This is a genomic window from Flavonifractor sp. An306, from assembly GCF_002159455.1.
GTDB lineage: Bacteria > Bacillota > Clostridia > Oscillospirales > Oscillospiraceae > Flavonifractor.
This window is the reverse complement of sequence record NZ_NFIQ01000042.1, coordinates 1-22928: the sequence shown is the minus strand read 5'-3', so window position 1 is coordinate 22928 and position 22928 is coordinate 1. Positions and strand designations below refer to the sequence as shown.

26 protein-coding genes are annotated in these 22928 nt (G+C 52.0%); 23 read left to right on the top strand and 3 right to left on the bottom strand.

What is annotated here, in order from left to right; all coding sequences use genetic code 11:
- Window positions 1–25: 25 nt before the first annotated feature.
- A complete protein-coding gene (locus B5F88_RS11585) occupies window positions 26–1045 on the top strand; it encodes an acyltransferase family protein (RefSeq protein WP_087346080.1) in 1020 nt (339 codons plus the stop codon).
- Window positions 1046–1167: 122 nt separating this feature from the next.
- The gene (guaA, locus tag B5F88_RS11580; RefSeq protein WP_087346077.1) at window positions 1168–2709 is read left to right on the top strand and encodes a glutamine-hydrolyzing GMP synthase; all 1542 of its coding nucleotides are present in this window, start codon (window positions 1168–1170) and stop codon (window positions 2707–2709) included.
- Window positions 2710–3002: 293 nt separating this feature from the next.
- Here guaA and B5F88_RS11575 read toward each other — a convergent pair whose 3' ends face one another.
- Window positions 3003–3491, bottom strand: coding sequence for a helix-turn-helix transcriptional regulator (locus B5F88_RS11575; RefSeq protein WP_087346074.1), 489 nt, complete (start codon window positions 3489–3491; stop codon window positions 3003–3005).
- Between the two features lie 303 nt (window positions 3492–3794).
- Here B5F88_RS11575 and B5F88_RS11570 point away from each other — a divergent pair, with 303 nt between their 5' ends.
- The 10 genes from B5F88_RS11570 (at window position 3795) to B5F88_RS11530 (ending at window position 13165) form a co-directional block, all read left to right on the top strand.
- On the top strand, window positions 3795–3998 hold the full coding sequence (locus B5F88_RS11570) for a DNA-binding protein (RefSeq protein WP_087236778.1): 204 nt from the start codon (window positions 3795–3797) through the stop codon (window positions 3996–3998).
- Window positions 3999–4000: 2 nt separating this feature from the next.
- Window positions 4001–5083 carry a site-specific integrase gene (locus B5F88_RS11565; RefSeq protein ID WP_087346071.1) on the top strand — a complete coding sequence of 361 codons (1083 nt, stop codon included), beginning with the start codon at window positions 4001–4003 and terminating at the stop codon, window positions 5081–5083.
- A 4-nt stretch (window positions 5084–5087) separates the two neighbouring features.
- Window positions 5088–5423 (top strand): hypothetical protein, encoded by a 336-nt coding sequence (locus B5F88_RS11560; protein WP_087346069.1) that lies wholly within the window; start codon window positions 5088–5090, stop codon window positions 5421–5423.
- Window positions 5413–6588 carry an AAA family ATPase gene (locus tag B5F88_RS11555; protein WP_087346065.1) on the top strand — a complete coding sequence of 392 codons (1176 nt, stop codon included), beginning with the start codon at window positions 5413–5415 and terminating at the stop codon, window positions 6586–6588. The genes B5F88_RS11560 and B5F88_RS11555 overlap by 11 nt, the downstream gene beginning before the upstream one ends.
- 699 nt (window positions 6589–7287) lie before the next feature.
- Window positions 7288–8028 (top strand): sigma factor, encoded by a 741-nt coding sequence (locus tag B5F88_RS11550; protein WP_087346063.1) that lies wholly within the window; start codon window positions 7288–7290, stop codon window positions 8026–8028.
- The gene (locus tag B5F88_RS20230) at window positions 8025–8939 is read left to right on the top strand and encodes a hypothetical protein (protein WP_140402104.1); all 915 of its coding nucleotides are present in this window, start codon (window positions 8025–8027) and stop codon (window positions 8937–8939) included. The genes B5F88_RS11550 and B5F88_RS20230 overlap by 4 nt, the downstream gene beginning before the upstream one ends.
- A gap of 178 nt (window positions 8940–9117) precedes the next feature.
- Entirely contained in the window at window positions 9118–10335 is a 1218-nt protein-coding gene (locus B5F88_RS11545) for a PepSY domain-containing protein (RefSeq protein ID WP_162612172.1), read from the top strand.
- Window positions 10325–11014: a polyphosphate polymerase domain-containing protein gene (locus tag B5F88_RS11540; protein WP_087346057.1), complete on the top strand. Its 690-nt coding sequence runs from the start codon at window positions 10325–10327 to the stop codon at window positions 11012–11014. The genes B5F88_RS11545 and B5F88_RS11540 overlap by 11 nt, the downstream gene beginning before the upstream one ends.
- A 26-nt stretch (window positions 11015–11040) precedes the next feature.
- A complete protein-coding gene (locus tag B5F88_RS11535; RefSeq protein WP_087346054.1) occupies window positions 11041–11721 on the top strand; it encodes a DUF4956 domain-containing protein in 681 nt (226 codons plus the stop codon).
- Between the two features lie 4 nt (window positions 11722–11725).
- A complete protein-coding gene (locus B5F88_RS11530) occupies window positions 11726–13165 on the top strand; it encodes a CotH kinase family protein (protein ID WP_087346048.1) in 1440 nt (479 codons plus the stop codon).
- A gap of 752 nt (window positions 13166–13917) precedes the next feature.
- On the opposite strand, the gene B5F88_RS11520 is transcribed toward B5F88_RS11530, so the two are convergent.
- Window positions 13918–14547 carry a hypothetical protein gene (locus tag B5F88_RS11520; protein ID WP_140402102.1) on the bottom strand — a complete coding sequence of 210 codons (630 nt, stop codon included), beginning with the start codon at window positions 14545–14547 and terminating at the stop codon, window positions 13918–13920.
- 86 nt (window positions 14548–14633) lie between these two features.
- Window positions 14634–15122, bottom strand: coding sequence for a helix-turn-helix transcriptional regulator (locus B5F88_RS11515; RefSeq protein ID WP_087346040.1), 489 nt, complete (start codon window positions 15120–15122; stop codon window positions 14634–14636).
- A gap of 302 nt (window positions 15123–15424) precedes the next feature.
- On the opposite strand from B5F88_RS11515, the gene B5F88_RS11510 reads away from it, so the two are divergent.
- The 11 genes from B5F88_RS11510 to B5F88_RS11460 all read left to right on the top strand — a co-directional run bounded on the left by B5F88_RS11510 (window position 15425) and on the right by B5F88_RS11460 (window position 22503).
- Window positions 15425–15619 carry a helix-turn-helix domain-containing protein gene (locus B5F88_RS11510; RefSeq protein WP_006571508.1) on the top strand — a complete coding sequence of 65 codons (195 nt, stop codon included), beginning with the start codon at window positions 15425–15427 and terminating at the stop codon, window positions 15617–15619.
- A gap of 2 nt (window positions 15620–15621) precedes the next feature.
- Window positions 15622–16695 (top strand): site-specific integrase, encoded by a 1074-nt coding sequence (locus B5F88_RS11505; protein WP_140402101.1) that lies wholly within the window; start codon window positions 15622–15624, stop codon window positions 16693–16695.
- 2 nt (window positions 16696–16697) lie between these two features.
- Window positions 16698–17033: a hypothetical protein gene (locus B5F88_RS11500; protein ID WP_087346037.1), complete on the top strand. Its 336-nt coding sequence runs from the start codon at window positions 16698–16700 to the stop codon at window positions 17031–17033.
- On the top strand, window positions 17023–17679 hold the full coding sequence (locus B5F88_RS11495) for an AAA family ATPase (RefSeq protein ID WP_275532932.1): 657 nt from the start codon (window positions 17023–17025) through the stop codon (window positions 17677–17679). The genes B5F88_RS11500 and B5F88_RS11495 overlap by 11 nt, the downstream gene beginning before the upstream one ends.
- A 5-nt stretch (window positions 17680–17684) precedes the next feature.
- On the top strand, window positions 17685–17930 hold the full coding sequence (locus B5F88_RS11490; RefSeq protein ID WP_087346033.1) for a DUF6061 family protein: 246 nt from the start codon (window positions 17685–17687) through the stop codon (window positions 17928–17930).
- A gap of 116 nt (window positions 17931–18046) precedes the next feature.
- Window positions 18047–18259: a helix-turn-helix transcriptional regulator gene (locus B5F88_RS11485; protein WP_087346029.1), complete on the top strand. Its 213-nt coding sequence runs from the start codon at window positions 18047–18049 to the stop codon at window positions 18257–18259.
- Window positions 18246–19733: an N-6 DNA methylase gene (locus B5F88_RS11480; protein WP_242959768.1), complete on the top strand. Its 1488-nt coding sequence runs from the start codon at window positions 18246–18248 to the stop codon at window positions 19731–19733. Before B5F88_RS11485 ends, B5F88_RS11480 begins: the two co-directional genes overlap by 14 nt.
- Window positions 19730–20647: a BsuBI/PstI family type II restriction endonuclease gene (locus B5F88_RS11475; protein WP_087346026.1), complete on the top strand. Its 918-nt coding sequence runs from the start codon at window positions 19730–19732 to the stop codon at window positions 20645–20647. The genes B5F88_RS11480 and B5F88_RS11475 overlap by 4 nt, the downstream gene beginning before the upstream one ends.
- An 18-nt stretch (window positions 20648–20665) precedes the next feature.
- Window positions 20666–21634: a caspase family protein gene (locus tag B5F88_RS11470; protein ID WP_087346023.1), complete on the top strand. Its 969-nt coding sequence runs from the start codon at window positions 20666–20668 to the stop codon at window positions 21632–21634.
- Window positions 21635–21649: 15 nt separating this feature from the next.
- Window positions 21650–22039, top strand: coding sequence for a TIR domain-containing protein (locus B5F88_RS11465; RefSeq protein WP_087346020.1), 390 nt, complete (start codon window positions 21650–21652; stop codon window positions 22037–22039).
- Window positions 22036–22503, top strand: a complete 468-nt coding sequence (locus tag B5F88_RS11460; protein ID WP_242959766.1) for a toll/interleukin-1 receptor domain-containing protein — start codon at window positions 22036–22038, stop codon at window positions 22501–22503. The genes B5F88_RS11465 and B5F88_RS11460 overlap by 4 nt, the downstream gene beginning before the upstream one ends.
- Window positions 22504–22928: the final 425 nt, after the last annotated feature.

Sequence of the window (22928 nt, the reverse complement as noted above, 5' to 3'; positions counted from 1 at the left end):
AAGGTGAAAAGAGGGTGCGCTGTACATGAGAGAAGCACGGGAATTTCAATACGATAACCTGCGCTGTCTGCTGATCGCCCTGGTGGTGCTGGGGCATCTGCTGGAGATCGCGGGGGAGTTTCCCCATAAAGAGACCCTGTATACGCTGATCTACTCTTTCCATATGCCGGCGTTTTTGTTTCTCAGCGGGATGTTTGCGCGGTTTGACCGGGGGAAATTTATCTTCGGTATGGCGCTCCCCTATCTGGTGCTGCAGGCGTTCTATACCTCTTTTGTGGAGAAGCTGGGGGACTCCTATGTCCATGTGCAGTTTTCAAGGCCCTACTGGCTGCTGTGGTATCTCTTTGTCCTGATGCTCTATACTCTCCTGCTGCCGGTGTATGATATCCCCTCCCGGTGGGGCCGGGGCGTGCTGCTGGCCGCGTCGGTGGCGCTGGCGCTGTTGGCGGGGTATGACCCGAGCATTGATTATCAGTGGAGCGCCTCCCGGTTCATTACCTTTCAGCCCTGGTTCCTGGCGGGGTACTACTTCAGAAGGGAAAAGGGGTTGCGTCTCTGGTGGCGGCAGGCCGGACGGAGCGTCAGAATCGGGATGACTGCGCTGGCCGCGGCCTGCTGTGTGTTATTTGAACGGCTTTTGTTTGCTTGCGGCGTTACGGCCAAAATGCTGATGGGGTCTTACGGATATGAGACCTTGGGGTATGACTGGCGGATACGGGGGCTGGGCATGTGCTGCGCAGCCAGCGTGATCTGCCTGCTGCTGGTATTGGCTTCGCGCCGCAAAGGCAGGCTTCCGGTGGTGACCACGCTGGGCCAGAACACCCTGTCCATCTATCTGCTGCACGGCCTTCTCGTCCAGCTGCTCCGGCTCAAATACAGGTTTTTGCTGTCCGAGCCCTGGCAGGTGCTGGCGGTTTGGCTTCTCCTTTTGCTTTTGCTGGGCAATCCAATAGCGGGCCGCTGTGTCAGCTTTCTGTTTGGCGCGGGGTGGTACCGCCGGCTGCAGGCAATGAAGGCGAAAAAGCGGCAGATGCCGGATGCTTAATGGTGTGACTCTTTTGGGGAAGTATTGCGTGTGAGGAGAAAATATGATATTCTAAACTCCAAACGATAATGGATGCGTATTTTCCCCAAGCACCATAGATTTCACAGAAAGAAGGAACTTGCATGTCCCATCAGACCGTGATCGTCCTGGACTTCGGCGGTCAGTACAACCAGCTCATTGCCCGCCGGGTGCGTGAGTGCGGGGTGTACTGCGAGGTCAAGCCCTATACCACCCCTCTGGAGCAGCTGAAGGCCATGGAGCCCATCGGCATCATTTTTACCGGCGGCCCCAACAGCGTATATGAGGAGAAGGCCCCCCATGTGGACCCTGCCATTTTTGAGCTGGGTGTGCCGGTGCTGGGCATCTGCTACGGCTGCCAGCTGATGGCCCACACCCTGGGGGGACAGGTTACCGCCGCCCAGGAGGACACTGCCCGGGAGTACGGCAAGACTGAAACCTATTATGATACCGCCTGCAAGATCTTCAAGGGCCTGCCGGAGAAGGGTATCTCCTGGATGAGCCATGGGGACTATATGGCCAAGGTGCCCGAGGGCTTTGCCCTTACCGCCCATACCGACGCCTGCCCCAACGTGGCCATTGCTGATGAGAAGCGGGGCTTTTACGGCGTGCAGTATCACCCCGAGGTGAACCACACTGAGCACGGCACCGACATGATCCGCAACTTCCTCTATGAGGTGTGCGGCGCCGCCGGCGACTGGACCATGGGGGACTACAAGAATACCGCCATCCGGGAGATCCGGGAGAAGGTGGGGGACGGCAAGGTGCTGCTGGCCCTGTCCGGCGGTGTGGACTCCTCCGTGGCCGCCGCCCTGCTGGCTGAGGCGGTGGGCAAGCAGCTTACCTGTGTGTTTGTGGACCACGGCCTGATGCGGCTCAACGAGGGGGACGAGGTGGAGGCCGCCTTTGCCCGCTGGGACATCAACTTTGTCCGGGTGGATGCCGAGGCCCGGTTCCTGCTGAAGCTGGCCGGGGAGGCCGAGCCGGAGCGGAAGCGGAAGATCATCGGCGAGGAGTTCATCCGGGTCTTTGAGGAGGAGGCCAAGAAGATCGGCCGGGTGGACTATCTGGTACAGGGCACCATCTATCCCGATGTGATCGAGTCGGGGGCTGGTGATGCGGCCGTGATCAAGAGCCACCACAATGTGGGCGGCCTGCCCGACTATGTGGATTTCAAGGAGATCATTGAGCCGCTGCGGCTGCTGTTCAAGGACGAGGTGCGGCAGCTGGGCCGGGAGCTGGGTCTGCCGGAATATCTGGTCATGCGCCAGCCCTTCCCCGGTCCCGGTCTGGCTATCAGGGTCATCGGCGACCTGACCAAGGAGAAGCTGGATACCCTGCGGGAGGCCGATGCCATCTATCGGGAGGAGATCGCTGCCGCCGGTGAGGATAAAAATATCAATCAGTATTTTGCCGTGCTCACCAATACCCGTTCTGTAGGCGTCATGGGCGATGGCCGCACCTATGACTATACTCTGGCGCTTCGTGCGGTGACCACCAGCGACTTCATGACCGCCGACTGGGCCCGTATCCCCTACGACGTGCTGGATCGCATCTCTACCCGCATCGTCAACGAGGTTAAGGGTATCAACCGTATCGTCTATGACATTACCAGCAAGCCCCCCGCAACCATTGAGTGGGAATAAGCAAAAAGTGGATATGAGGGCCCGCAAACCCTTGAAAATACTGACTTTTTGATTTTTCAAATTCCCATTTGATAGCAGATTGATAGCACTCGTCAAATCCCGATTTATTGAGTTTGAAAAGAAAAATCGGGTGGCTTGCGAGTAGCCTAAAAATCCTCATCTTTTTATTCATAAGTAAAAGGTCTAACTGATTTTTGCTGATCAGTTAGACCTTTTTTATTTTGTTCTCATTTATCTGAATTTTCTGATTTTGTGCAACAAACGGCCTCTTCCGTGGCCTACAAGTGAGAGGGTCAGATTAGACCCTCCGGCGGCACCTTGGTGTGGATCTGGCTGCTGTCGTACTCCGGGTAGTGGTAACGCCAGCGGTCGTACTCCTCCTGGGAGATCTCTCCGGCCTCCAGTTTGGCAGCCTGTTCCCGCCAGGCCCAGAGCATCTCATGCAGCCGGGCGGCGTCCTTGTTCTTCCGCACATCGACCTTCAAGCAGACTTCTCCATCTATCTCGCTGATCTTGAGCCCGTAGTTATCCTCCAGGGTAAACAGTGTGTGCATGAGACCTACATAGGAGTCTATGTCCGGGACGGAGAGGGCATGGGGTGAGACATCCAGTACCTGTGCCAGGGCAGCAGTCAGGTCCGCCTTAGGGGTTCTTGACCCCGTTTCGTACTGTGCCAGGCGCACATCAGCAGACTTCTCCGGGAAGCCCAGCGCCATGCCGAGATATTTCTGTGTCATCCCCCGTAGGAGACGGAAAAAGTGAATCCGTTCGCCAATCGCCATACATCCAGCTCCCATCTTTGGTTGTTCTTATATGTAACATAGCATATTTGCTTAGTTTTGTCAAGATAATCTAAGCAAATTTATTTAATAATATTTCTTTTAAAAGGCTTGAACTAAGCTTATATGTATAGTATTATAAAAACACTAAGCAGATAAGCTTAGATAAAATAGCACATCAAATGGCCCGTCAGATTTTTGGTTGCGAAACTGAGAAAAAGTGGCGGACATAGGTAAGGAGGCATTTATGAAACACAACATCCGCAGGCCGCAGTCACCAACAACGATGAAAGGAAGGTATTTACGATGGCAAACCAGATTTTTATGCGCGTCAATGAAGTGGCCGAGGAGCTGGGGGTATCCGTACCCTATGCTTACAAGCTCATCCGGCAGATGAACGAGGAACTGGCGAAAACCGGCTGTATCACTATTTCCGGCAGGATCGACCGCAAGTTCTTCCATGAAAAGTTTTACGGCACGAGAACCGAGACGGCGAGAAAGGGGGAGTAATTATGGCGGCGTTCAAGAACAAGGACAACGGCACCTGGTATGTGCAGTTCCGCTATACCGACTGGAAGGGAGAACGCCAACAGAAACTCAAACGGGGCTTTGCCACCAAGCGAGAGGCGCTGGAATGGGAACGGGAGTTCCTGATGGAAAAGCAGGCCGATGTGAACATGACCTTTGAGAGCTTTGTTGCTCTCTATGAGAGGGACATTAAGCCCAAGTTGAAGCTCAACACCTGGCTCACCAAGGAGAGCATCATCAAAAAGAAGATCCTGCCCTATTTTGCCAAGCGGAAGCTGTCGGAGATCATGGCCAAGGACATCATGCGCTGGCAGAACGAGATCCGGGAGATGCGAGACTGTCACGGCAAGCCTCTGTCCAAAACCTACCTGAAAACGGTTCACAATCAGCTCAGCGCCATCTTTAACCACGCTGCCCGATTTTATGGCCTAAACCTCAACCCGGCTCGGCAGGCGGGCAACATGGGGGCGAAGGAACGAAAGGAGATGCTGTTCTGGACCCGGGAGGAGTACACCAAGTTTTCCGAGGCCATGATGGATAAGCCGCTGTCCTTCTACGCCTTTGAAGTTCTGTACTGGTGCGGCATTCGAGAGGGAGAACTGCTGGCCCTGACCCCGGCAGACTTCGACTTTGAGAAGCGCACCCTCACCATTAACAAGTCTTACCAGCGGCTTAACAAGCAGGATATCATTACCACCCCAAAAACGCCCAAGAGCAACCGGGTGATCCAGATACCCCAGTTCCTCTGTGACGAGCTCCAGGACTACCTCAAGCAGCTTTACGGCGTGGAGCCGGACAGCCGGATGTTCCCTATCAGCAAAAGCTATCTCCACCGGGAAATGGACCGTGGCTGCAAGCAAACAGGGGTAAAAAGGATTCGCATACACGATTTGAGACATAGCCATATCAGTTTGTTGATCGACATGGGCTTTACCGCCCTGGCCATCGCAGAGCGTGTAGGGCATGAGAGTATCGACATCACCTACCGCTATGCTCATCTGTTCCCCACCCGACAGGTAGAAATGGCCGACAAACTGGATTCGCTGAAAAATGAGAAGGGAGTGTAAGAAAATGTCCAAGAAGAACTATGACAACCACAACCGCTGGAGAAACAAGACGGTGGCCTTCCGGGTGTCGGCGGAGGAAGATCTCCAGCTAGAAACCCTGGTGAAGCTCACCGGCCTGACCAAGCAGGACTACATCATCCGGCGGCTGCTCTGCCGGGATGTGGTGGTCCAGGGCAACCCCAGGGTCTACAAGGCGCTACGGGATCAGCTGGCCGCTGTGCTGGATGAGCTGCGCCGGATCGAGGCCGGGCAGGGCGTAAACGTTGAGCTGTTGGACACCATCCAGATGATCGCCACCATTATGAACGGAATGCAGGAGGATTTTGCCTATGACCGATGATAAAAAGAAAATGACCGCCCAGGGCACATCTGTTGGCGCAGATGATGGACAGTCAATCTCTCAAAATTCCAAGACCACTATACCAGACCCAGACGAAAAAAGCAATTCCCCCGAAAGAGATTTGGAGGAACTTTACCGGAAGATGGGCCGCATGAGCGACCCAGCCTACCTGCATACTTTGACCCTGGACGAGCTGATGGACAATGTGTTCGAGGGCAAGTCCGCGGTGATTGAGAACCTGCTCTATGCAGGAGCGTACATCCTTGCCGGAGCGCCGAAAATCGGCAAGTCCTTCCTGGTGGCGCAAATCGCCCACCATGTCAGTACCGGGCAAGAATTGTGGGGCTACAAGACCCATCAAGGGACTGTTCTCTATCTGGCGTTGGAGGATGACGAGAGCCGTTTACAGCGCCGGATGTTCCGTATGTTCGGAGTGGAGGGGACAAGTTCCCTCCACTTCGCCACCAACGCTAAGATGATCGGTAGCGGCCTGGATGAACAGCTGGAAAAGTTCGTCCGGGAACACAGTAATACCAAGCTGATTATTGTGGATACCCTGCAAAAAGTCCGTGAGGCAGTGAGCGACAGTTACAGCTACTCCAGCGACTATGAGGTGATCGGCAAGCTGAAGCAATTTGCTGACCGATATGGCATCTGTGTCCTGATTGTCCACCACACCAGAAAGCAACCTGCGGGGGATAGTTTTGAGATGATTTCTGGCACTACGGGCTTGCTGGGCTGTGCGGATGGTGCGCTCCTGATGCAGAAGGAGAAGCGAACAGATAGCAAGGCCACCCTGGAGGTGGTAGGCAGAGACCAGCCGGATCAGCGGCTATATCTGAGCAAAGACCAAGAGAGCCTGGTGTGGGACCTTGACCACGCAGAGAATGAGCTTTGGAAGCAGCCTCCAGACTCGGTGCTGGAAGCCGTAGCGAAGATCGTATCTGCTGACAATCGGGAATGGGAAGGCAGTCCCACCGAGCTGGCCCAGGCAATTCAAACGGATATGGCGGTAAATAGGCTTACCAAACATCTGAATGTGAATGCCGGCCGACTGTTGGAAGAGCATCAGGTAAAGTACGAGAACAAAACCAAGCACGCCGGGCGGCGCATCCAGTTGACTTACATGGTGGTGGAAGCATCCGCGTTTGAAGTAATCGAGTAAAGTGCGACGCTCGCAACGGTCGCGACGGTGTTTTGAGGGGTACTCCCAGCACCGTTGCGACCGTCGCCACCGTCGCGGAAAGGAAAAATCGGGGTAGTATTTTGCTACCCCAGATTCCAAGGGAAGCCCTATTTTAGGGCATATCATATTAGCAAAAGGGGTGAGCGATTCACGCCCCCCATATGCTCCGAAACGGGGCACCGTGTGCAGACAAAAAAGCGTTCGCAGAACGTGCAGCCACAGAATGAAATTCTGTGTTCAAAAGGGGGCTTGGGGGCACTGCCCTCAACAAGCAGACGGCAGGAAATGTGAGTGTGTATTAACACTCGCATTGCTTGCCGGATTTGTGTGTGGCTATCCACACGCATTGCTTGCTGCAATATGTTTGGCATCCAGAATGGTATTGCTCAAGGTAACCATGCTCATTTGAAAGACGATTAGCCGCATCTATCATATTTCAATCCGGTTAATACAGGTTAAGCGTCGGAGCAATCCGGGTATTTGCGCAACAAAATAAGCGAAATTAGAAATGAACTTTACATACATTTGACAGAGATTTCACATCCGGACGGTCGCACGCACGTCGCACAGTTGCTAAAATATCATGATAATATTTTTCTCTGGAAAAATTTTGATGCGACCCCGAAAATCCGGCGGCGGCTCCGTATCCTTCTGCCGGAGGGGGATGGAGGGATAGCAATGGTGCGCACAGAGCACGACATCGCGGCCCAGGTACAGGCGGCCAAGACAGATTCGGAGGCGGCGGACGCCCTGATCCGTCAGTACATGGGATTTATCCGCTCGGAGACGGTAAAGTTTATCCACACCGCCCCGGAAAACGGACACGAGGACGAGCTGAGCATCGCCATGCTGGCCTTTTACGAGGCCGTGCTGGCCTATGAAAAGAGCCGGGGCGCCTTCCTGCCCTACGCCGCCCGGGCGATCCGGAACCGGCTCATCGACCACTACCGGACGGAGAAGCGCCATGGAAATGTGATTTCCCTCCACACGCCCCTGGGCGGAGAGGAGGACGGCGGCGAACTGCTGGACACCATCCCGGATACGGCGGACCATGCGGAGGACTATGCATCCCGCACCGCCAGCCAGTGGGAGATCCAGGAGTTCTCGGAGAAGCTGGCCCGGTTTGGCCTGACCTTTTCCGACGTGGCGGACAACTGCCCCCGGCAGGAGCGCACCTTCGCCGCCTGCCGCCGTGTGCTGGACTTTGCCCGCTCCCGGCCGGAGCTGCTGAAGCGGGTGGAGGACACCGGCAAGCTGCCCATAAACGAGCTGGCCTCCGGCTCCGGCACGGACCGAAAGACCATGGAGCGGCACCGGAAGTACCTGGCGGCCATCCTGCTGGCCTTCACCAACGGCTATGAGATCATCCGGGGACACCTGTGCCAGATCGCCCCGGCGAAGGGAGGGAGCATGAAATGAACTATCTGGTGATGGAGGTGCACCCGGCCTATGCGGTGGTACTGGACGAGGAGGGGCGCTTCCTGAAAACCGCCAACCTCCACTATCAGGTGGGGGATACGGTGCAGGATGTCGTGGAGCTGCGCAGGCCGCAGGAGAAGCGTCCCGCCCTGTGGAAGCCCCTGTCCGGCTTGGCCGGACTGGCCGCCTGCCTCTGCCTGGTGTTCTTTGGCTATTACCAGCCCAATTTTACGCCCTACGGCGCGCTGCGCATCCAGATCAACCCGGATGTGGAGCTCACCCTCAGCCGCACCGACCGGGTGCTGGAGCTGGAGGGGCTCAACGAGGACGGTCAGGTCCTGATTGAAGGCTACGACTATGGCGGCAAGGACCGGGAGGACGTGACCGAAGAGCTGGTGGAGCGGGCCATTGATCTGGGCTACCTCTCCGACGGGGAGACGGTGTCCATCACCGTCTCCAGCGCCGACACCGACTGGCAGGTCCGGGAGGAGCAGGAGGCCCGGGATGCTCTGGAGCAGCGGTACGGGGAGACCATCGTGATCCAGATCGGCTCTGCGCCAAAGGAACCGCCGGCCACTGAGGTGGTGATTCCTGTGACGCCGCCGGAATCCACCCAGGAGCCAACGCCGGAGCCTGTACCGGAGCCCTCTCAGGAGCAGACGGTTCCGCCTATCGTCACAAATGACACGGACTACGATCCCGGCAGCGATGTGGTGACCGGCTATCAGGATACCGATTATGGCCCGGACGCGGACGACATCCCCAACGATGCGCCTCCCAACGACAGCTCTTACAGTGACGGCGTCACCGACTACGAGGACCGGGACGACGATCAGGCTGACGATGCTCCGGACGACGATGATCACCTGGAAGATGACGTGGACGACGACGACCAGGATGAGGACGATTAAATCAAGAAAAAATTTCCCCCGCGGCCCCGGTTTTCAAGGCCGACCACCGTATCCTCCCTGTGTAAACCAAAAAGAAAATGAAAAAAGTATTTCAGTGACCCCAGTTTTTCAACAGCAGCTTCGTAATCTAATATCAGAACACAAACCACAACTACTATTTTTCAAGGAGATGAAAGAGATGAAAAAGAACTTCCACACCAAACTGTTTGGCCTGACGCTGACTGCCGCCCTGGCTCTGACCACTCTGACTGCCTGCGGGAACAGCGTCGGAGTATCTTCCCTCCCAGAGTCCCCCAATCAGACCGCCTCTCTTCAGGAGGAGAACAGCGGCAGCATCGGCACCGTACTTCTGAGCGTGAACCCGGAGATCGAGATGGACTATGACGATGACGGCAACGTGGTTGCTCTGAACGCCCTGAACGATGACGGTCGGGCAGTGCTGGCCGGCTACACCGGCTATGAGGGGAAGCCCTGCACCACCGTGGTGGGGGAGCTGGTGGACCAGATCCACGACGGCGGCTACTTTGACGCCACCGTGGGCGGCCATGAGAAGAACATCGTCCTGAAGCTGGAGCGGGGCTCCGCCTACCCCAACGACCAGTTCCTCAACCAGCTGGCCGAGGCGGTCCGGCTGGTGGTGGAGACCGACCAGATCGGCTCCCAGGCGGTGACCCTGGACCAGGACGACTACGACGACGCGTACGGCGACAAGGGCTATATCAATGCCTCCGCCGCCCAGAGCATCCTCTCCACCCAGCTGGGCCGGGATGACATCCAGTTTGTGGAGAAGGAATACGACCTGGATGACGGGGAGTACGAGGTGGAGTTTATCCTGGACGGCGTGGAGTACGAGTACGAGGTTAACGCCTACACCGGCAAGGTCACGGAAATGGATGCTGAATTCCAGGACTACGATGACACCGACTACGGTCCCAGCAGCGATGGGATCACCGATTACGGCGTGACGGATTACGACGATACCGACTACGGCCCCAACGCCGACGGCGTCACCGATTACGATGATACCGACTACGGCCCCAACAATGACGGCATCACCGACTACGACGACACCGACTACGGCCCCAACGCCGACGGGATCACCGACTACGACGACACGGATTACGGTCCCAATGCCGACGGGATCACCGACTACGACGACACGGACTACGGCCCCAACGCCGACGGGATCACCGATTACGACGACACGGACTACGGCCCCAACGCTGACGGCATCACCGATTACGACGACACCGACTACGGCCCCAACGCCGACGGCGTCACCGACTACGGCAATACCAATTACGGAAGCAGCAACTATGGCGACACCAACTACGATGACGGCGGCAGTGACTACGATTGGGAGGCGGATCACGGGGATTCCGGCTATGACGACTGAGCCCCTCCGCCTGCGCCACGAGGTCAAGCACCAGATCTCTCCCCGGGAGGATCTGGTGCTTACCTCCCGGCTGGGGAGGTTCTTTCCCCGGGACGGCCACGCCGGGCCGGACGGCTCCTACCGGGTGACCAGCCTGTATTTCGACACCCCCTACGATACCGCCCTCCGGGAGAAGCTGGACGGGGTGGACCGGCGGGAGAAGTTCCGCCTGCGGTACTACGGGGAGTGCCCGGATCTTCTCAAGCTGGAGAAAAAATTTAAGGTGAACGGCCTGTGCGGCAAGCGCTCCGCCCGCCTGACTTTGGAGGAGGCGGAGCGGCTGCTCTCCGGGGAGGACGCCTTCCTTCTGGAGCGGGGGGAGCCGCTGCTGTCGGAGCTGTACCACAAACTCCGGGGGACGCTGCTGCGGCCCAGGACGGTGGTGTGCTATGACCGGGAGGCCTTCCTGTACGCCCCCGGAAACGTCCGGGTGACCCTGGACCGGAACCTGCGCACCTGCGGGGACAGCGCCGGCTTCCTGTCCCCCGGTTCGTTCCCCCTGAAACCTCTGGACGCTTTGACGGTGCTGGAGGTCAAGTACGACGCCTTTCTCCCCGACCTGGTGCGCCTGGCCGTCCAGACGCCGGACCGCCGGGCGGCGGCCTGTTCCAAATACGCCCTGTGCCGGCGGTTTGACTGAGAACGAAGAAAAGAGGAGTGGCTGCCATGCCCACGTTCACCTTTCAGGACATCTTCAAATCCAGCTTTCTGGAGCGGCTGGATGCGGTCTCCCTGCCGGACGCCGTTATCGCCCTGGCGCTGGCCTTCTGCCTGGGCCTGTTCATCTTCCTGGTCTATAAAAAATGCTACGCCGGGGTCATGTACGCCCCCAGCTTCGGGGTGACCCTCATCGCCCTCACCCTTATCACCACCCTGCTGATCCTGGCGGTGACCAGCAACATCGTCCTCTCCCTGGGCATGGTGGGCGCGCTGTCCATCGTCCGCTTCCGTACCGCTATCAAGGAGCCCATGGATATCGCCTTCCTGTTCTGGGCCATCGCGGCAGGCATCGTGCTGGCGGCGGGGCTGATCCCCCTGGCTGTGGTGGGCAGTCTCTTTGTGGGGCTTGTGCTGCTGGTGTTCTCCCGCCAGAAGAACGGGGAGTCCCCCTATATCCTGGTGGTCCACTGTGCCGATCAGGCGGTAGAGGGACAGGTGCGTGCCCTGGTAGAGGCCCAGGTCCGGCGGCTGAACCTGAAGAGCAAGAGCGTGGCCCCAGGTCAGATCGAGCTGAACTACGAGGTGCGCCTCCGGGACGCCGACACAGAGTTTATCAACGAGCTGGGGGCCATGGACGGCGTGGGGAACGTGGTGCTGGTCTCCTACAACGGGGACTACATGGGGTGAGGCCATGATCCGCCACCGGTATATCGACCGCATCTGCGGCGCGGCCATCCTGCTGGCCCTGGTTCTCACCGGCCTGCTCTGCTTTGGGGAGGCCCTGGGCCTCCAGCCCGCCAGCTCCGCGCCTGGGTACGCATACCGCCTCTTTGACGATGGCCGGGTCCACACGGTGGACCTGCGGGTGGAGGACTGGGCGGGCTTTCTTGAAATCGCTCCGGCGGAGGAATATATCCCCTGCACCGTGGTCATCGACGGGGAGGAGTTTTACCAGGTGGGCCTGCGGGCCAAGGGGAACAACTCCCTCCGGCTGACAGAGGAGTACGGCCTGTCCCGGTACAGTCTGAAGCTGGAATTCGACCACTATGTGGACGGGGGCAACTACCATGGCCTGGACAAGTTCTCCCTGGACGCCTCCTTTCAGGACAACAGTTATCTCAAAACGTACCTGGTCTACGACATGATGGACTATATGGAGGTACCGGCGCCCTTGTGTAGCTACGCCTGGGTGACGGTGAACGGTCAGCCTTGGGGGCTGTTTCTGGCCATCGAGGAGCCGGAGGAGGCCTTTGCCCGGCGGGATTTCGGCCCGGATCACGGAGCGCTCTATAAGCCGGACTACCGCTCCCTGAACGCGGAGAACGCCGACGTGGCCCTGCGGTACATCAATGACGACCCTGCCAGCTACCCCAACCTTTTTGACAACGCCAAGTTTGACGTGGATGAGGCGGACCAGGCGCGGCTCATTGAGGCCCTGCGGGTGCTGTCCACGGGAGAAAACCTGGAGACGGCGGTGAATGTGGACCAGGTGCTGCGGTATTTTACCGTCCAGGTGTTTGTCATGAACTGGGACAGCTATCTGGGCCACACCGGGCACAACTACTTTCTCTACGAGGAGGATGGGATCCTCTCCATCCTGCCCTGGGACTACAACCTGGCCTTCGGCACCTATGCCCTGGGGATGACCGATCCCATCCGGGACCCCAATGTGCTCCTCAACTGGCCGGTGAACACCCCCGCACGGGGGGAGGTCATGCTGGAGCGGCCCCTGTATCACAACCTGATGAAAAATGACGACTATTTTGCCCGCTACCACGCCTATTTTGATCAACTGCTTTCGGAGTATTTCGAAAGTGGCCGGTATGAGACAGTCATCCGGCAGACCCAGGCCATGATCGCCCCCTATGTGGAGGCGGACCCCACCGCCTTCTGCTCCTATGAGGACCACCTGCTGGCGGTGGACACCCTGCTGGAGGTGTGCCGCCTGCGCGCGGAGAGCATCCGGGGACAGCTGGAGGGGCGCTATCCCAGTACCCTGTCCCAGCAGGCGGAGCATCCCAGCGCCGGAGTGGACGCCTCCCATGTGGATCTGCGGGCGCTGGGGGATTTTGACGACCTGGAGGCCGCCAAGGGGCGGCAGGAGGCTGCGATGATTAAAGCGTCCCATTAACGGATGTTGCTTTTCTCCTGTGATGAAGCTTTTGTCCTCTGCGGACACACTTCGTTTTGGGATGCCTATACCTGTATTCGAGTTAAGTCCACGGATACACCAACGGAACGGATTGTTTTGGAGCGCTTGGGCGGCGTGATGAAAAACGTTGGTGCCGAATATAGCATGTTCTGGTCGTGGAGTGGGTTTATATCTTCGGCCATCAATGAGACGGCTAAACAGTTCTTTAAAATCCGCCTTTAGACCCACAAAAAAATTATTGAGGAGTTCTGCGATCAGATGGACGATAAAATTAAAGAGCTGATCCCTCTCAAAAAGATCTGGGTCGTAAACAACGGTGAGGAATAGATGTGACTGCTGAAGTGGCAAGAAATAATTTGAAGAAAACGTCGAACAGTGCTATAATACTCCTAAGCCACCCAATCGTCCGTCTCAAGCAAAACCCCTGATAGAATGGCCTAGATAGATTTTTGATAGCAAAAGTCCGAATAGACCTTAGGATAAGGATAATCTGTGTCAAATAGAGTCACGTCGAACCCAATCTTCTATACAAAAAAGTTTAGAAATGGATTTAACTCGGCGAGTGGGAATGATTTCAGAGGCCCGGAAAAGCCTGATATGACTGGGTTTTTGAGGGGTTAAGGCCCTCTGTGGCAACGATTTGGCAACAGTTTTTCATTATTCATAAAAAGAGAGCTAACTGATTTTGATTAGTCAGTTAGCTCTCTTTTTATTTTGATTCCTATATGATTTTAGTCGTTTAGTTTTTTCTCAAGCTTTTGAAGCCTTGCAGGGTATCCCCCTTTAGTTGAATCGGTTAATCCATATTTTATTGCCAAATTGCAAATTTCAATGGCCTCTTTATACTGCCCGGCTTTTTCGTAAAGAATTGTAAGCCGCTGAAAGGTTGTGATTCGTGGAATGCAACCGAACTCTTTTTGCATTGGCTTTACATATTTAGGGAACATCTGGATATCTTTCAAGCAAAATTCGATTGTTAAATCAATCGCATCTGGTCTGCAATCTCTCTGCTTGTAATAACATTCGGCGGCTTCCTGCCAAAAATAGTGAGCGTCCAGAAGCTCCGCTTCGCTAACTGCCAAGTCTTTACCTGCACTAATTATTTTATCGGCAAGAGAGTAGTTCTTCTCAGAAACTGCCCAACCAATCATTGCAGAAAAGTACTTCAGTTTTGTGCTGGAAGAATAAGATACATCACCTTTTATAGGAGAAGAACCCGGAGCTGCACCAAGCCCACCTTGATGATATCTGGTAAGAGCATCTTGCTCTTGAGGTGTGCATGATAGCCAAAAAGATTCCAAACCCAAATAACCGATGATGCCTTTAATTTTAGGTTTCTGAGAAAATAGGGACTTAAACATACAATGTCACCTCTAACTTCAAGTGAAATCCAAATTTTTTTTCTTACGCAACAAACGGCCTCTCCCGTGGCCTACAAGTGAGGGGGTCAAAAGAGGTCCTGGGGCGGCACCTTTACATAGTTCTGGGCTTTGTCAAACTCCGGATAGTGGTAGCGCCACTTGTCATAGTCCTCCTTGGAGATTTCGCCCGCCTCCAGCATGGCAGCGGCCTGCTGCCAGGAGCAGAGCATTTCATGCAGCCGGGCGGCGTCCTTGTTCTTCCGCATATCAACCTTCAGGCAGACTTCTCCATCCATCTCGCTGATCTCGAGCCCGTAGTTATCCTCCAGGGTAAACAGGGTGTGCATCAGCCCCACATAGGAGTCTATGTCCGGGACGGAGAGGGCATGGGGAGAAACATCCAGTACCTGGGCTAAGGCGGCGGTAAGGTCTGCCTTTGGGGTTCTTGATCCTGTTTCATACTGAGCAAGGCGCACATCCGCGGACTTCTCCGGGAAGCCCAGCGCCATGCCGAGATATTTCTGTGTCATCCCCCGCAAGAGACGGAAAAAGTGAATCCGTTCGCCAATCGCCATATCATCAACTCCAATCGTTGCTTGTCCTTAGGAAAAGCGTAGCAGAAATGCTTAGTAAAGTCAAGAGAATCCTAAACAATTTTATTTAATTTATTTTGCGTACTCCAATTGACACAAGCTATTTTGCTTAGTATAATAACGATAGACTAAGCAAAATAGCTTAGAATCAATAAATAAAAAAGAACTGCCGCAATCCCTGGTTATACATCCGGGAAAAAAGTGGTGGACGAAAGTGAGGAGGCATTTATGGAACACAATATCCAGCCGCAGCAGCCATCAATGAGGAAAGGAAGGTATTTTCAATGCAGGCACAAAACTTTATGCGCGTGGAGGAAGTGGCCCAGGAGCTGGGTATCTCCAAGTCCCACGCCTACAAGGTGATCCACAAGCTCAACGCCGAACTCCGTGAGAAGGGCTACCTGACCATCTCCGGGCGGGTCAATCGGAACTTTTTCATGGAGAAGTTTTGCTATGGCAAGACGGGAAAGGAGGGCTAATCATGGCAGTCTATAAGGAAGAAAAGACAAACACCTGGCGGGCAGTCTACCGGTACACTGACTGGAATGGCGAGCGCAAGCAGACCCAAAAGCGGGGCTTCAAGACCAAGCGAGAGGCGCAGGCCTGGGAGCGGGAACAGCTCAACAAGACCAGCGCTGATCTGGACATGACCTTCAAGAGTTTCGTGGACCTCTACACGGCGGATATGAAAACCCGGCTCAAGGAGAACACCTGGGCTACCAAGGACCACATCATCCGTACTAAGCTGCTGCCCTACTTCGGCAGGCTGAAAATGTGTAACATCACCGCCCAGCAGATCATTACCTGGCAGAACGAGATGCTGAACCATAAGGACGAGAACGGCAAGCCCTACTCGCCGGTGTACCTGAAAACGGTCCACAATCAGCTCAGTGCTATCTTCAACCATGCGGTTCGGTACTACAACCTCCGAGAGAATCCCTGCAAGAAGGCGGGCAGCATGGGCAAAAAGAAAAACCGAGAGATGATGTTCTGGACCAAGGAGCAGTACCTGAAATTTGCCGAGGTGATGATGGACAAGCCGCTGTCCTTCTACGCCTTCGAGATGCTCTACTGGTGTGGTATCCGAGAGGGGGAGCTGCTGGCCCTGACCCCAGCGGACTTTGACTTTGAGAAGCGCACCGTTACCATCAATAAATCCTATCAGCGGTTGAATGGCCAGGATCTGATTACTACCCCCAAGACGGAAAAGAGCAATCGGGTCATTACCATACCGCAGTTTCTGGCCGAAGAAATCCAGGATTACATCAAGATGCTCTACGGAATCGGGCCAGACGACAGAATGTTCACTGTTACCAAGAGCTATCTTCACCGGGAGATGGATCGGGGAGCCAAGGAAGCTGGGGTGCCGCGTATCAGAATCCATGATATTCGTCACAGTGCGGTTTCACTTTTGATCGATATGGGATTCTCTGCCACGGCCATCGCGGACCGGGTGGGCCATGAGAGCATCGACATCACTTACAACTACGCGCACCTGTTTCCGTCCAAGCAGGCGGAAATGGCGGATAAATTGAACATGGAAAGGGGCAATTAAAAATGTCAGCGAAGAATTTGGATAAGCACAACCGTTGGAGGAACAAGACCGTGGCTTTTCGGGTCTCCCCGGAGGAGGACGCCCAGATCGAGACGGCGGTGAAGCTTACCGGCCTGACCAAGCAGGATTACATCATCCGGCGGCTACTTTGCCGGGATGTGGTGGTCCAGGGTAACCCCAGGGTCTACAAGGCCCTGCGGGACCAGCTGGCTGCTGTGCTGGACGAGCTGCGCCGGATCGAGGCCGGGCAGGGCGTGAGCGACGAGCTGCTGGACACCATCCAGATGATCGCTGCCATTATGAGCGGGATGCAGGAGGACTTTGCCTATGACCGATGAAAAAAAGAAAATGACCGCCCAGAACTCATCTGTTGGCGCAGATGATGGGCAGTCAATCTCTACAAATTCCAAGACCACTATACCAGACCCGGACGAAAAAAACAATTCCCCCGAAAGAGATTTGGAGGAACTTTTCCGGAAGATGCGCCGCATGAGCGACCCGGCCTATCTGCATACTGTGACCCTGGACGAGCTAATGGACAATGTGTTTGAGGGTAAGTCTGCGGTGATTGAGAACCTGCTCTATACAGGAGCGTACATCCTTGCCGGAGCGCCGAAAATCGGCAAGTCCTTCCTGGTGGCGCAGATCGCCCACCATGTCAGTACCGGGCAAGACCTGTGGGGCTACAAAGTCCATCAAGGGACTGTCCTCTATCTTGCCCTAGAAGATGACGAGAGCCGCTTACAGCGCCGGATGTTCCGTATGTTTGGAGTGGAGGGGACAAGCTCCCTCCACTTCGCCACCAGTGCCAAGATGATTGGCGGTGGCCTGGATGAACAGTTAGAAAAGTTCGTCCGGGAACACAGCGATATCAAGCTTGTTATCGTGGATATCCACACGCATTGCTTGCCTGTATCTAAAACAACCGAAACGGCCCTTGTGCCGCTGCGGAAAATCAACCGAAATTCAAGCATTGGGAGGTAACGACTATGAGAAAGATTGTGTCCTGTAAGTATGACCTGGATACCGCCTGCGTGGAGCTGTGTTTAGAGGACGGGACGCTGCTCTCCATCGACTGCACCGCTGTGGAGAACGAGGTTGCAAACAGTATGTACCAGCGGTCGGAGCTGGACTGGCTAATCTACAACGATCCGCTGGCCTATGCCGAACTGATTTTGAATGGTGAGCCGGAACTGTATCTGAAGGCTGTGACAGTAAAATCTTTGCTTGATTAAAACTAATTAACACCATTTGTTACGCCAAATTGGTCTCATGATATCATGAGACAATCTTGAGTTATTGTGTGTTTTATGGTATAATGACTTATCCAGATATGATTGGAGAAGTTGAGATGCCAGTATCTTATGACAAGCTTTGGAAAATTCTTATTGATAAAAAAATGAAACGCTCGGAATTAAAAGATGCTGCTGGCGTTAGTTTTAATGTCTTAGCAAAGATGGGAAAAAATGAATTTGTATCAATGGAGAGCCTGTATAAAATTTGTGTGGCTTTAGACTGCGGTATTGATGAAATTATGGAGTTTACGAATCATGAGCATGCTTGACTTTGCAATTAGGGCAACAACAGAATATATTGATCATATGCCGAAAAGCCAGCGCAAAAAATATGGCCAGTTCTTTACAAGCAAAGAAACTGCTGTTTTTATGGCTGGGCTATTTGAAATTCCTAATGGATGTCAGGCACTTTCTATCCTTGATCCTGGTGCTGGTTCTGGGATTCTCTCAATTGCATTATTGGAACGCTTGCAGGCTTTCACGGCAATAAAAGAGATTAGACTGGTTTGCTATGAGAACGACCCCAATGTAATGGAGTTATTGCGGGCCAATCTGGAGATAGCGTGTAGTCAATCCAAACAGAAAATATCCTATGAAATCGTTTCTGATAACTATATTTTAAGTCAAGCGGCTGACTATAATCTGATGTTAGGAGCGAATTTGGAGCCTGAAAAATTTGATTTTGTAATCGCAAATCCTCCATATATGAAAATACCAAAGGACGCCCCGGAAGCCTTAGCCATGCCGGATGTATGTTATGGCGCTCCCAATCTCTACTTTCTCTTTGCTTCTATGAGTATGTTTAACCTAAAGGATGGGGGCGAAATGGTTTATATTATCCCGCGCTCCTGGACTTCAGGTGCTTATTTCAAGAGATTTCGTCAGAAGTTTTTAAGTGAAGGCGTTTTGGAGCATATTCACTTATTTGTTAGTCGAGATAAAGTCTTTGAAAAAGAGAGCGTACTGCAGGAAACTATCATTATTAAGCTGAGAAAAACGCGCTCAAAGCCAAAAACTGTTACTATTACTACGACCCAAAGTAATTCAGACTTTTCAAAAAAGACCATTTTCAAGGCCCCCTATTCTGCCGTTATAAATGGGCCCGATTTCTATGTATACCTGGTGACAAATGCTGAGGAAGTGGAGACACTTAATAGTTTGAACAAGTGGGAGAACACTCTACCAAGCATTGGCCTAAAAATGAAAACCGGACTTACAGTTGACTTCCGAAACAGAGAAGCACTGCGAGATGCAGCTGAAGAGCAGGCTGTTCCATTGTTCTATTCTCAGCACATACAAAATGGCAAAGTGGTTTTTCCTGTAGGAAAGGAACACGAGTATCTGGTTACTGAGCAGAGGGGGCTATTACAGCCAAATAAGAACTATCTTTTTGTCAAACGATTTACAGCAAAAGAAGAACATAGGCGGCTTCAATGTGGTGTTTACTTAGCAAAAAAGCATCCTGAGTATTCCCAGATCAGCACACAAAACAAGATAAATTTTATCGATGGGATGCGTGATCTTTCGGAGTGTGTTGTGTACGGTCTCTATGTCTTGTTTAACTCCACCTTGTATGACTGCTATTATAGGATTTTGAATGGTTCAACGCAGGTCAATTCGACTGAAGTGAACTCTATGCCGGTTCCATCCATGGATGTCATTGAGGCCATGGGAAAAGAGCTAATTGCTGCACACGATATGTCGGAACCGGTTTGTGACAGAATTTTGAGGGGTTATGTATGAGTAAAATAGATGAAGCAAAAGAGATATTAAATGCCTTGCAAGTACCGGCAAAGCAGCAAAATGCCATGTGCTGTTGTGTTTTGCTTGCCATGGCGGGACTTGTTGAGGAAACTCCGTGGCAAGATGCGACCAACGAATGGATTCGTATTCACGATGTAATTGCTTTTGCGAATAACAATTATGGGACTACTTATGCAGAAAATAGTCGTGAAACCTTCAGAAAACAGGCTATGCACCATTTCAGGAATGCGGCTTTCATCGAGGATAATAGCAAGGCCACCAATAGCCCCAATTACCGCTATCGGTTGACAGATGAAATGCTAAAGTTGGTACAGAGTTTTGGTACAGATCGGTGGGAAACCAAGCTTACTTCTTTTCAAACTAATCACGACACGCTTGTTCAGCTATATGCTTCTAAGCGTGTCAGACGCAAAATGCCTGTGAAAATCAACGGTGAAGATTTCACTTTTTCTCCAGGAGATCATAATCAACTCCAAAAAGCAATTATCGAGGAATTTGCACCGCGCTTTGCTCCAAATTCGGAATGCCTTTATGTCGGCGATACCATTGAAAAGGATTTGGTAAAGAACGAGGACAAGCTTAGCGAACTGGGATTTACTATTACATTACATGATAAGATGCCAGATGTGGTCCTCTACTCAGAGGAGAAGAACTGGCTGTATTTTATAGAGTCGGTAACATCTGTTGGGCCGATGGAGCCGAAACGCATCAAAGAGATCGAAGAAATGACCACCGGCGTAACCGCGGGGAAAATCTATGTTACAGCTTTTCTGGATTTTAAGACATTCAAGAAGTTTTCTGAGATGCTTGCTTGGGAAACGGAAGTTTGGATCGCTGATATGCCGGATCACATGATTCATTTGAATGGAGACAAATTTTTAGGTCCTAGATAAATAAAAGGAGCGAAAAACATGAGGAAAGCATTGATTGTTGGAATTGACAATTATACCCAATGTCCTTTACATGGATGCTGTAATGACGCAGAACATATGGCACAAGAGTTAAGCTGCAATGGTGATGGTTCACCTAACTTTTCTGTAAAATTACAAAAAAATGTCTCGACCAAAGCACACTTGAGAAAACTAATTGAAGAATGCTTTTCGGGAGATGCTGATGTTGCATTATTTTACTATTCTGGACATGGCCATATTGATAATGTAGGTGGGTATTTGGTTACTCCGGATTTTGGAGCACATGACTATGGAGTATCACTACAAGAAGTTTTGAATATTGCTAATGATTCACGATGTAAAGATAAAATTATTATTTTAGACAGCTGTTATTCTGGTTTTATGGGAAGTATTAGTTCTTCTGGACAGGTTACTGCAGTAATCAATGAAGGGGTTACTATTTTAACCGCTAGCCGTTCCACAGAAACATCTGTCGAACTAAATGGACATGGATTGTTTACTTCTCTATTATTAGAAGCATTAAAGGGTGGGGCGGCTGATATTACAGGACACATTACTCCGGGTGGTATATATGCTTACATAGACAAAGCTTTAGGCCCGTGGGAGCAACGACCTGTTTTTAAAACAAATGTAACTCGCTTTACACCTTTACGCAGAGTCATTCCGCAGGTGGATATATCTATTATTAGAAAGATCTGCACATATTTTTCAGATGAAAATGCGGAACTTCCGATTGATCCGTCGTTTGAGCCGACTAATTCTTTGGATGTGAAACATGATGTAATTCAACCGTATGCTAATCCACATAATACAAAAATTTTTTCCGACTTGCAGAAATTGGAAGAAATTGGATTGGTCGTTCCAGTAGGTGAAGAGCACATGTATTTCGCAGCTATGCATTCTAAATCGTGTGCATTAACTTCCATTGGAAAACAATATTGGCGATTAGTAAATAATAAACTCATTTAGAAAGGAGAACTCACTATGGGGAAAAAACGCACATTTATCAGTTTTGATTATGATCATGATTTAGATTTGAAAAATTTATTAGTCGGGCAAGCTAGAAATACTGATTCCCCGTTTGAAATTACCGACATGTCCATAAAGGAAACTATTGCCAAGGATTGGAAAGCAAACGCACGCCGCAGGATTAAAGGATGCGATGTTGTAATTGTAATTTGTGGAAAAAATACGGATTCAGCTACTGGCGTAAGTGCAGAATTAAAGATAGCTCAAGAAGAATGTGTACCATATTTTCTTTTGTATGGAAGGGCTAATGATAATTGTGTCAAGCCAGTAGCAGCAACAAATTCAGATAAAATGTATAGATGGACATGGGACAACCTAAAGCTTTTAATAGGTGGAGCGAGATGATTAAATTTTTTATCTCTCATAAAAAAGAAGATGCATATACCGCTAATAAAATCGCTAATGAGCTCAAAGCGATGAATGTCCCTTATTATCTCGATATTTTAGATTTTACTATAACGGGAAGCGGAAAGGCATTAACAGACCATATTAAGCAAAGTCTTAATGACTGTACAGATATTATAGTTGTAATGTCTGAAGCAACCAGATATTCTCAATGGGTCCCGTTTGAGGTGGGAATGGCTGCTCAAAATGACATGCCAACTGCTACTTTTTTACAAGAGAATGTATCTCTCCCTGATTTTTTAATATATTGGCCTCGTCTAAAACAACCAAGTGATATTAGGAAGTACATTACTGCGCGTCGTGAAGTTCAACATGAATATGCCTCTCAACATTTGTTAGAATTTGCAGACATGCGTAAATCTCAAACTGCGAGATTTTATGATGTGCTTAAGAAAAGACTATAAAGTAATCTGTGTTATGTCTTTGGCAACACTATGGCAACAAAAAATCAGATAGCCTCTACTATCTGAATAATGAAAAGAATACCAATAATCTGGGCTAAATCCCATAAGCAAATCTGTTTAGAAAACTTCTAACAGGAGCGAGTGGGAGTAATGAAGAAATACCCGCAACCCCTTGATACACAAGGGCTTGCGGGTTTCTTTCTGCTTAAAAGGTACATGAAAGGTACACGAAAATCAGTTAAAATATACTCTGGAGCTTATCCGCAACCTGCTCCTGCTTATTGGGATACAGGTGGGAGTAAGTCTCCAAAGTTGTTGGTAGTGTCAAGGATTTTGCGCAAATTGGTTTGCAGACCCTGGAATGAATGAAGTCAGCCAGCAATGGAGGCATCCTCAACGGCGGCCTCCAGGTGCTTCATGTTCAT

Bases quoted from the DNA above. Each gene is read 5' to 3' on its own strand.
- B5F88_RS11585 (WP_087346080.1), top strand. From the start codon at position 26: ATGAGAGAAGCACGGGAATTTCAATACGATAACCTGCGCTGTCTGCTG.
- guaA (WP_087346077.1), top strand. From the start codon at position 1,168: ATGTCCCATCAGACCGTGATCGTCCTGGACTTCGGCGGTCAGTACAAC.
- B5F88_RS11575 (WP_087346074.1), bottom strand. From the start codon at position 3,491: ATGGCGATTGGCGAACGGATTCACTTTTTCCGTCTCCTACGGGGGATG.
- B5F88_RS11570 (WP_087236778.1), top strand. From the start codon at position 3,795: ATGGCAAACCAGATTTTTATGCGCGTCAATGAAGTGGCCGAGGAGCTG.
- B5F88_RS11565 (WP_087346071.1), top strand. From the start codon at position 4,001: ATGGCGGCGTTCAAGAACAAGGACAACGGCACCTGGTATGTGCAGTTC.
- B5F88_RS11560 (WP_087346069.1), top strand. From the start codon at position 5,088: ATGTCCAAGAAGAACTATGACAACCACAACCGCTGGAGAAACAAGACG.
- B5F88_RS11555 (WP_087346065.1), top strand. From the start codon at position 5,413: ATGACCGATGATAAAAAGAAAATGACCGCCCAGGGCACATCTGTTGGC.
- B5F88_RS11550 (WP_087346063.1), top strand. From the start codon at position 7,288: ATGGTGCGCACAGAGCACGACATCGCGGCCCAGGTACAGGCGGCCAAG.
- B5F88_RS20230 (WP_140402104.1), top strand. From the start codon at position 8,025: ATGAACTATCTGGTGATGGAGGTGCACCCGGCCTATGCGGTGGTACTG.
- B5F88_RS11545 (WP_162612172.1), top strand. From the start codon at position 9,118: ATGAAAAAGAACTTCCACACCAAACTGTTTGGCCTGACGCTGACTGCC.
- B5F88_RS11540 (WP_087346057.1), top strand. From the start codon at position 10,325: ATGACGACTGAGCCCCTCCGCCTGCGCCACGAGGTCAAGCACCAGATC.
- B5F88_RS11535 (WP_087346054.1), top strand. From the start codon at position 11,041: ATGCCCACGTTCACCTTTCAGGACATCTTCAAATCCAGCTTTCTGGAG.
- B5F88_RS11530 (WP_087346048.1), top strand. From the start codon at position 11,726: ATGATCCGCCACCGGTATATCGACCGCATCTGCGGCGCGGCCATCCTG.
- B5F88_RS11520 (WP_140402102.1), bottom strand. From the start codon at position 14,547: ATGTTTAAGTCCCTATTTTCTCAGAAACCTAAAATTAAAGGCATCATC.
- B5F88_RS11515 (WP_087346040.1), bottom strand. From the start codon at position 15,122: ATGGCGATTGGCGAACGGATTCACTTTTTCCGTCTCTTGCGGGGGATG.
- B5F88_RS11510 (WP_006571508.1), top strand. From the start codon at position 15,425: ATGCAGGCACAAAACTTTATGCGCGTGGAGGAAGTGGCCCAGGAGCTG.
- B5F88_RS11505 (WP_140402101.1), top strand. From the start codon at position 15,622: ATGGCAGTCTATAAGGAAGAAAAGACAAACACCTGGCGGGCAGTCTAC.
- B5F88_RS11500 (WP_087346037.1), top strand. From the start codon at position 16,698: ATGTCAGCGAAGAATTTGGATAAGCACAACCGTTGGAGGAACAAGACC.
- B5F88_RS11495 (WP_275532932.1), top strand. From the start codon at position 17,023: ATGACCGATGAAAAAAAGAAAATGACCGCCCAGAACTCATCTGTTGGC.
- B5F88_RS11490 (WP_087346033.1), top strand. From the start codon at position 17,685: ATGAGAAAGATTGTGTCCTGTAAGTATGACCTGGATACCGCCTGCGTG.
- B5F88_RS11485 (WP_087346029.1), top strand. From the start codon at position 18,047: ATGCCAGTATCTTATGACAAGCTTTGGAAAATTCTTATTGATAAAAAA.
- B5F88_RS11480 (WP_242959768.1), top strand. From the start codon at position 18,246: ATGAGCATGCTTGACTTTGCAATTAGGGCAACAACAGAATATATTGAT.
- B5F88_RS11475 (WP_087346026.1), top strand. From the start codon at position 19,730: ATGAGTAAAATAGATGAAGCAAAAGAGATATTAAATGCCTTGCAAGTA.
- B5F88_RS11470 (WP_087346023.1), top strand. From the start codon at position 20,666: ATGAGGAAAGCATTGATTGTTGGAATTGACAATTATACCCAATGTCCT.
- B5F88_RS11465 (WP_087346020.1), top strand. From the start codon at position 21,650: ATGGGGAAAAAACGCACATTTATCAGTTTTGATTATGATCATGATTTA.
- B5F88_RS11460 (WP_242959766.1), top strand. From the start codon at position 22,036: ATGATTAAATTTTTTATCTCTCATAAAAAAGAAGATGCATATACCGCT.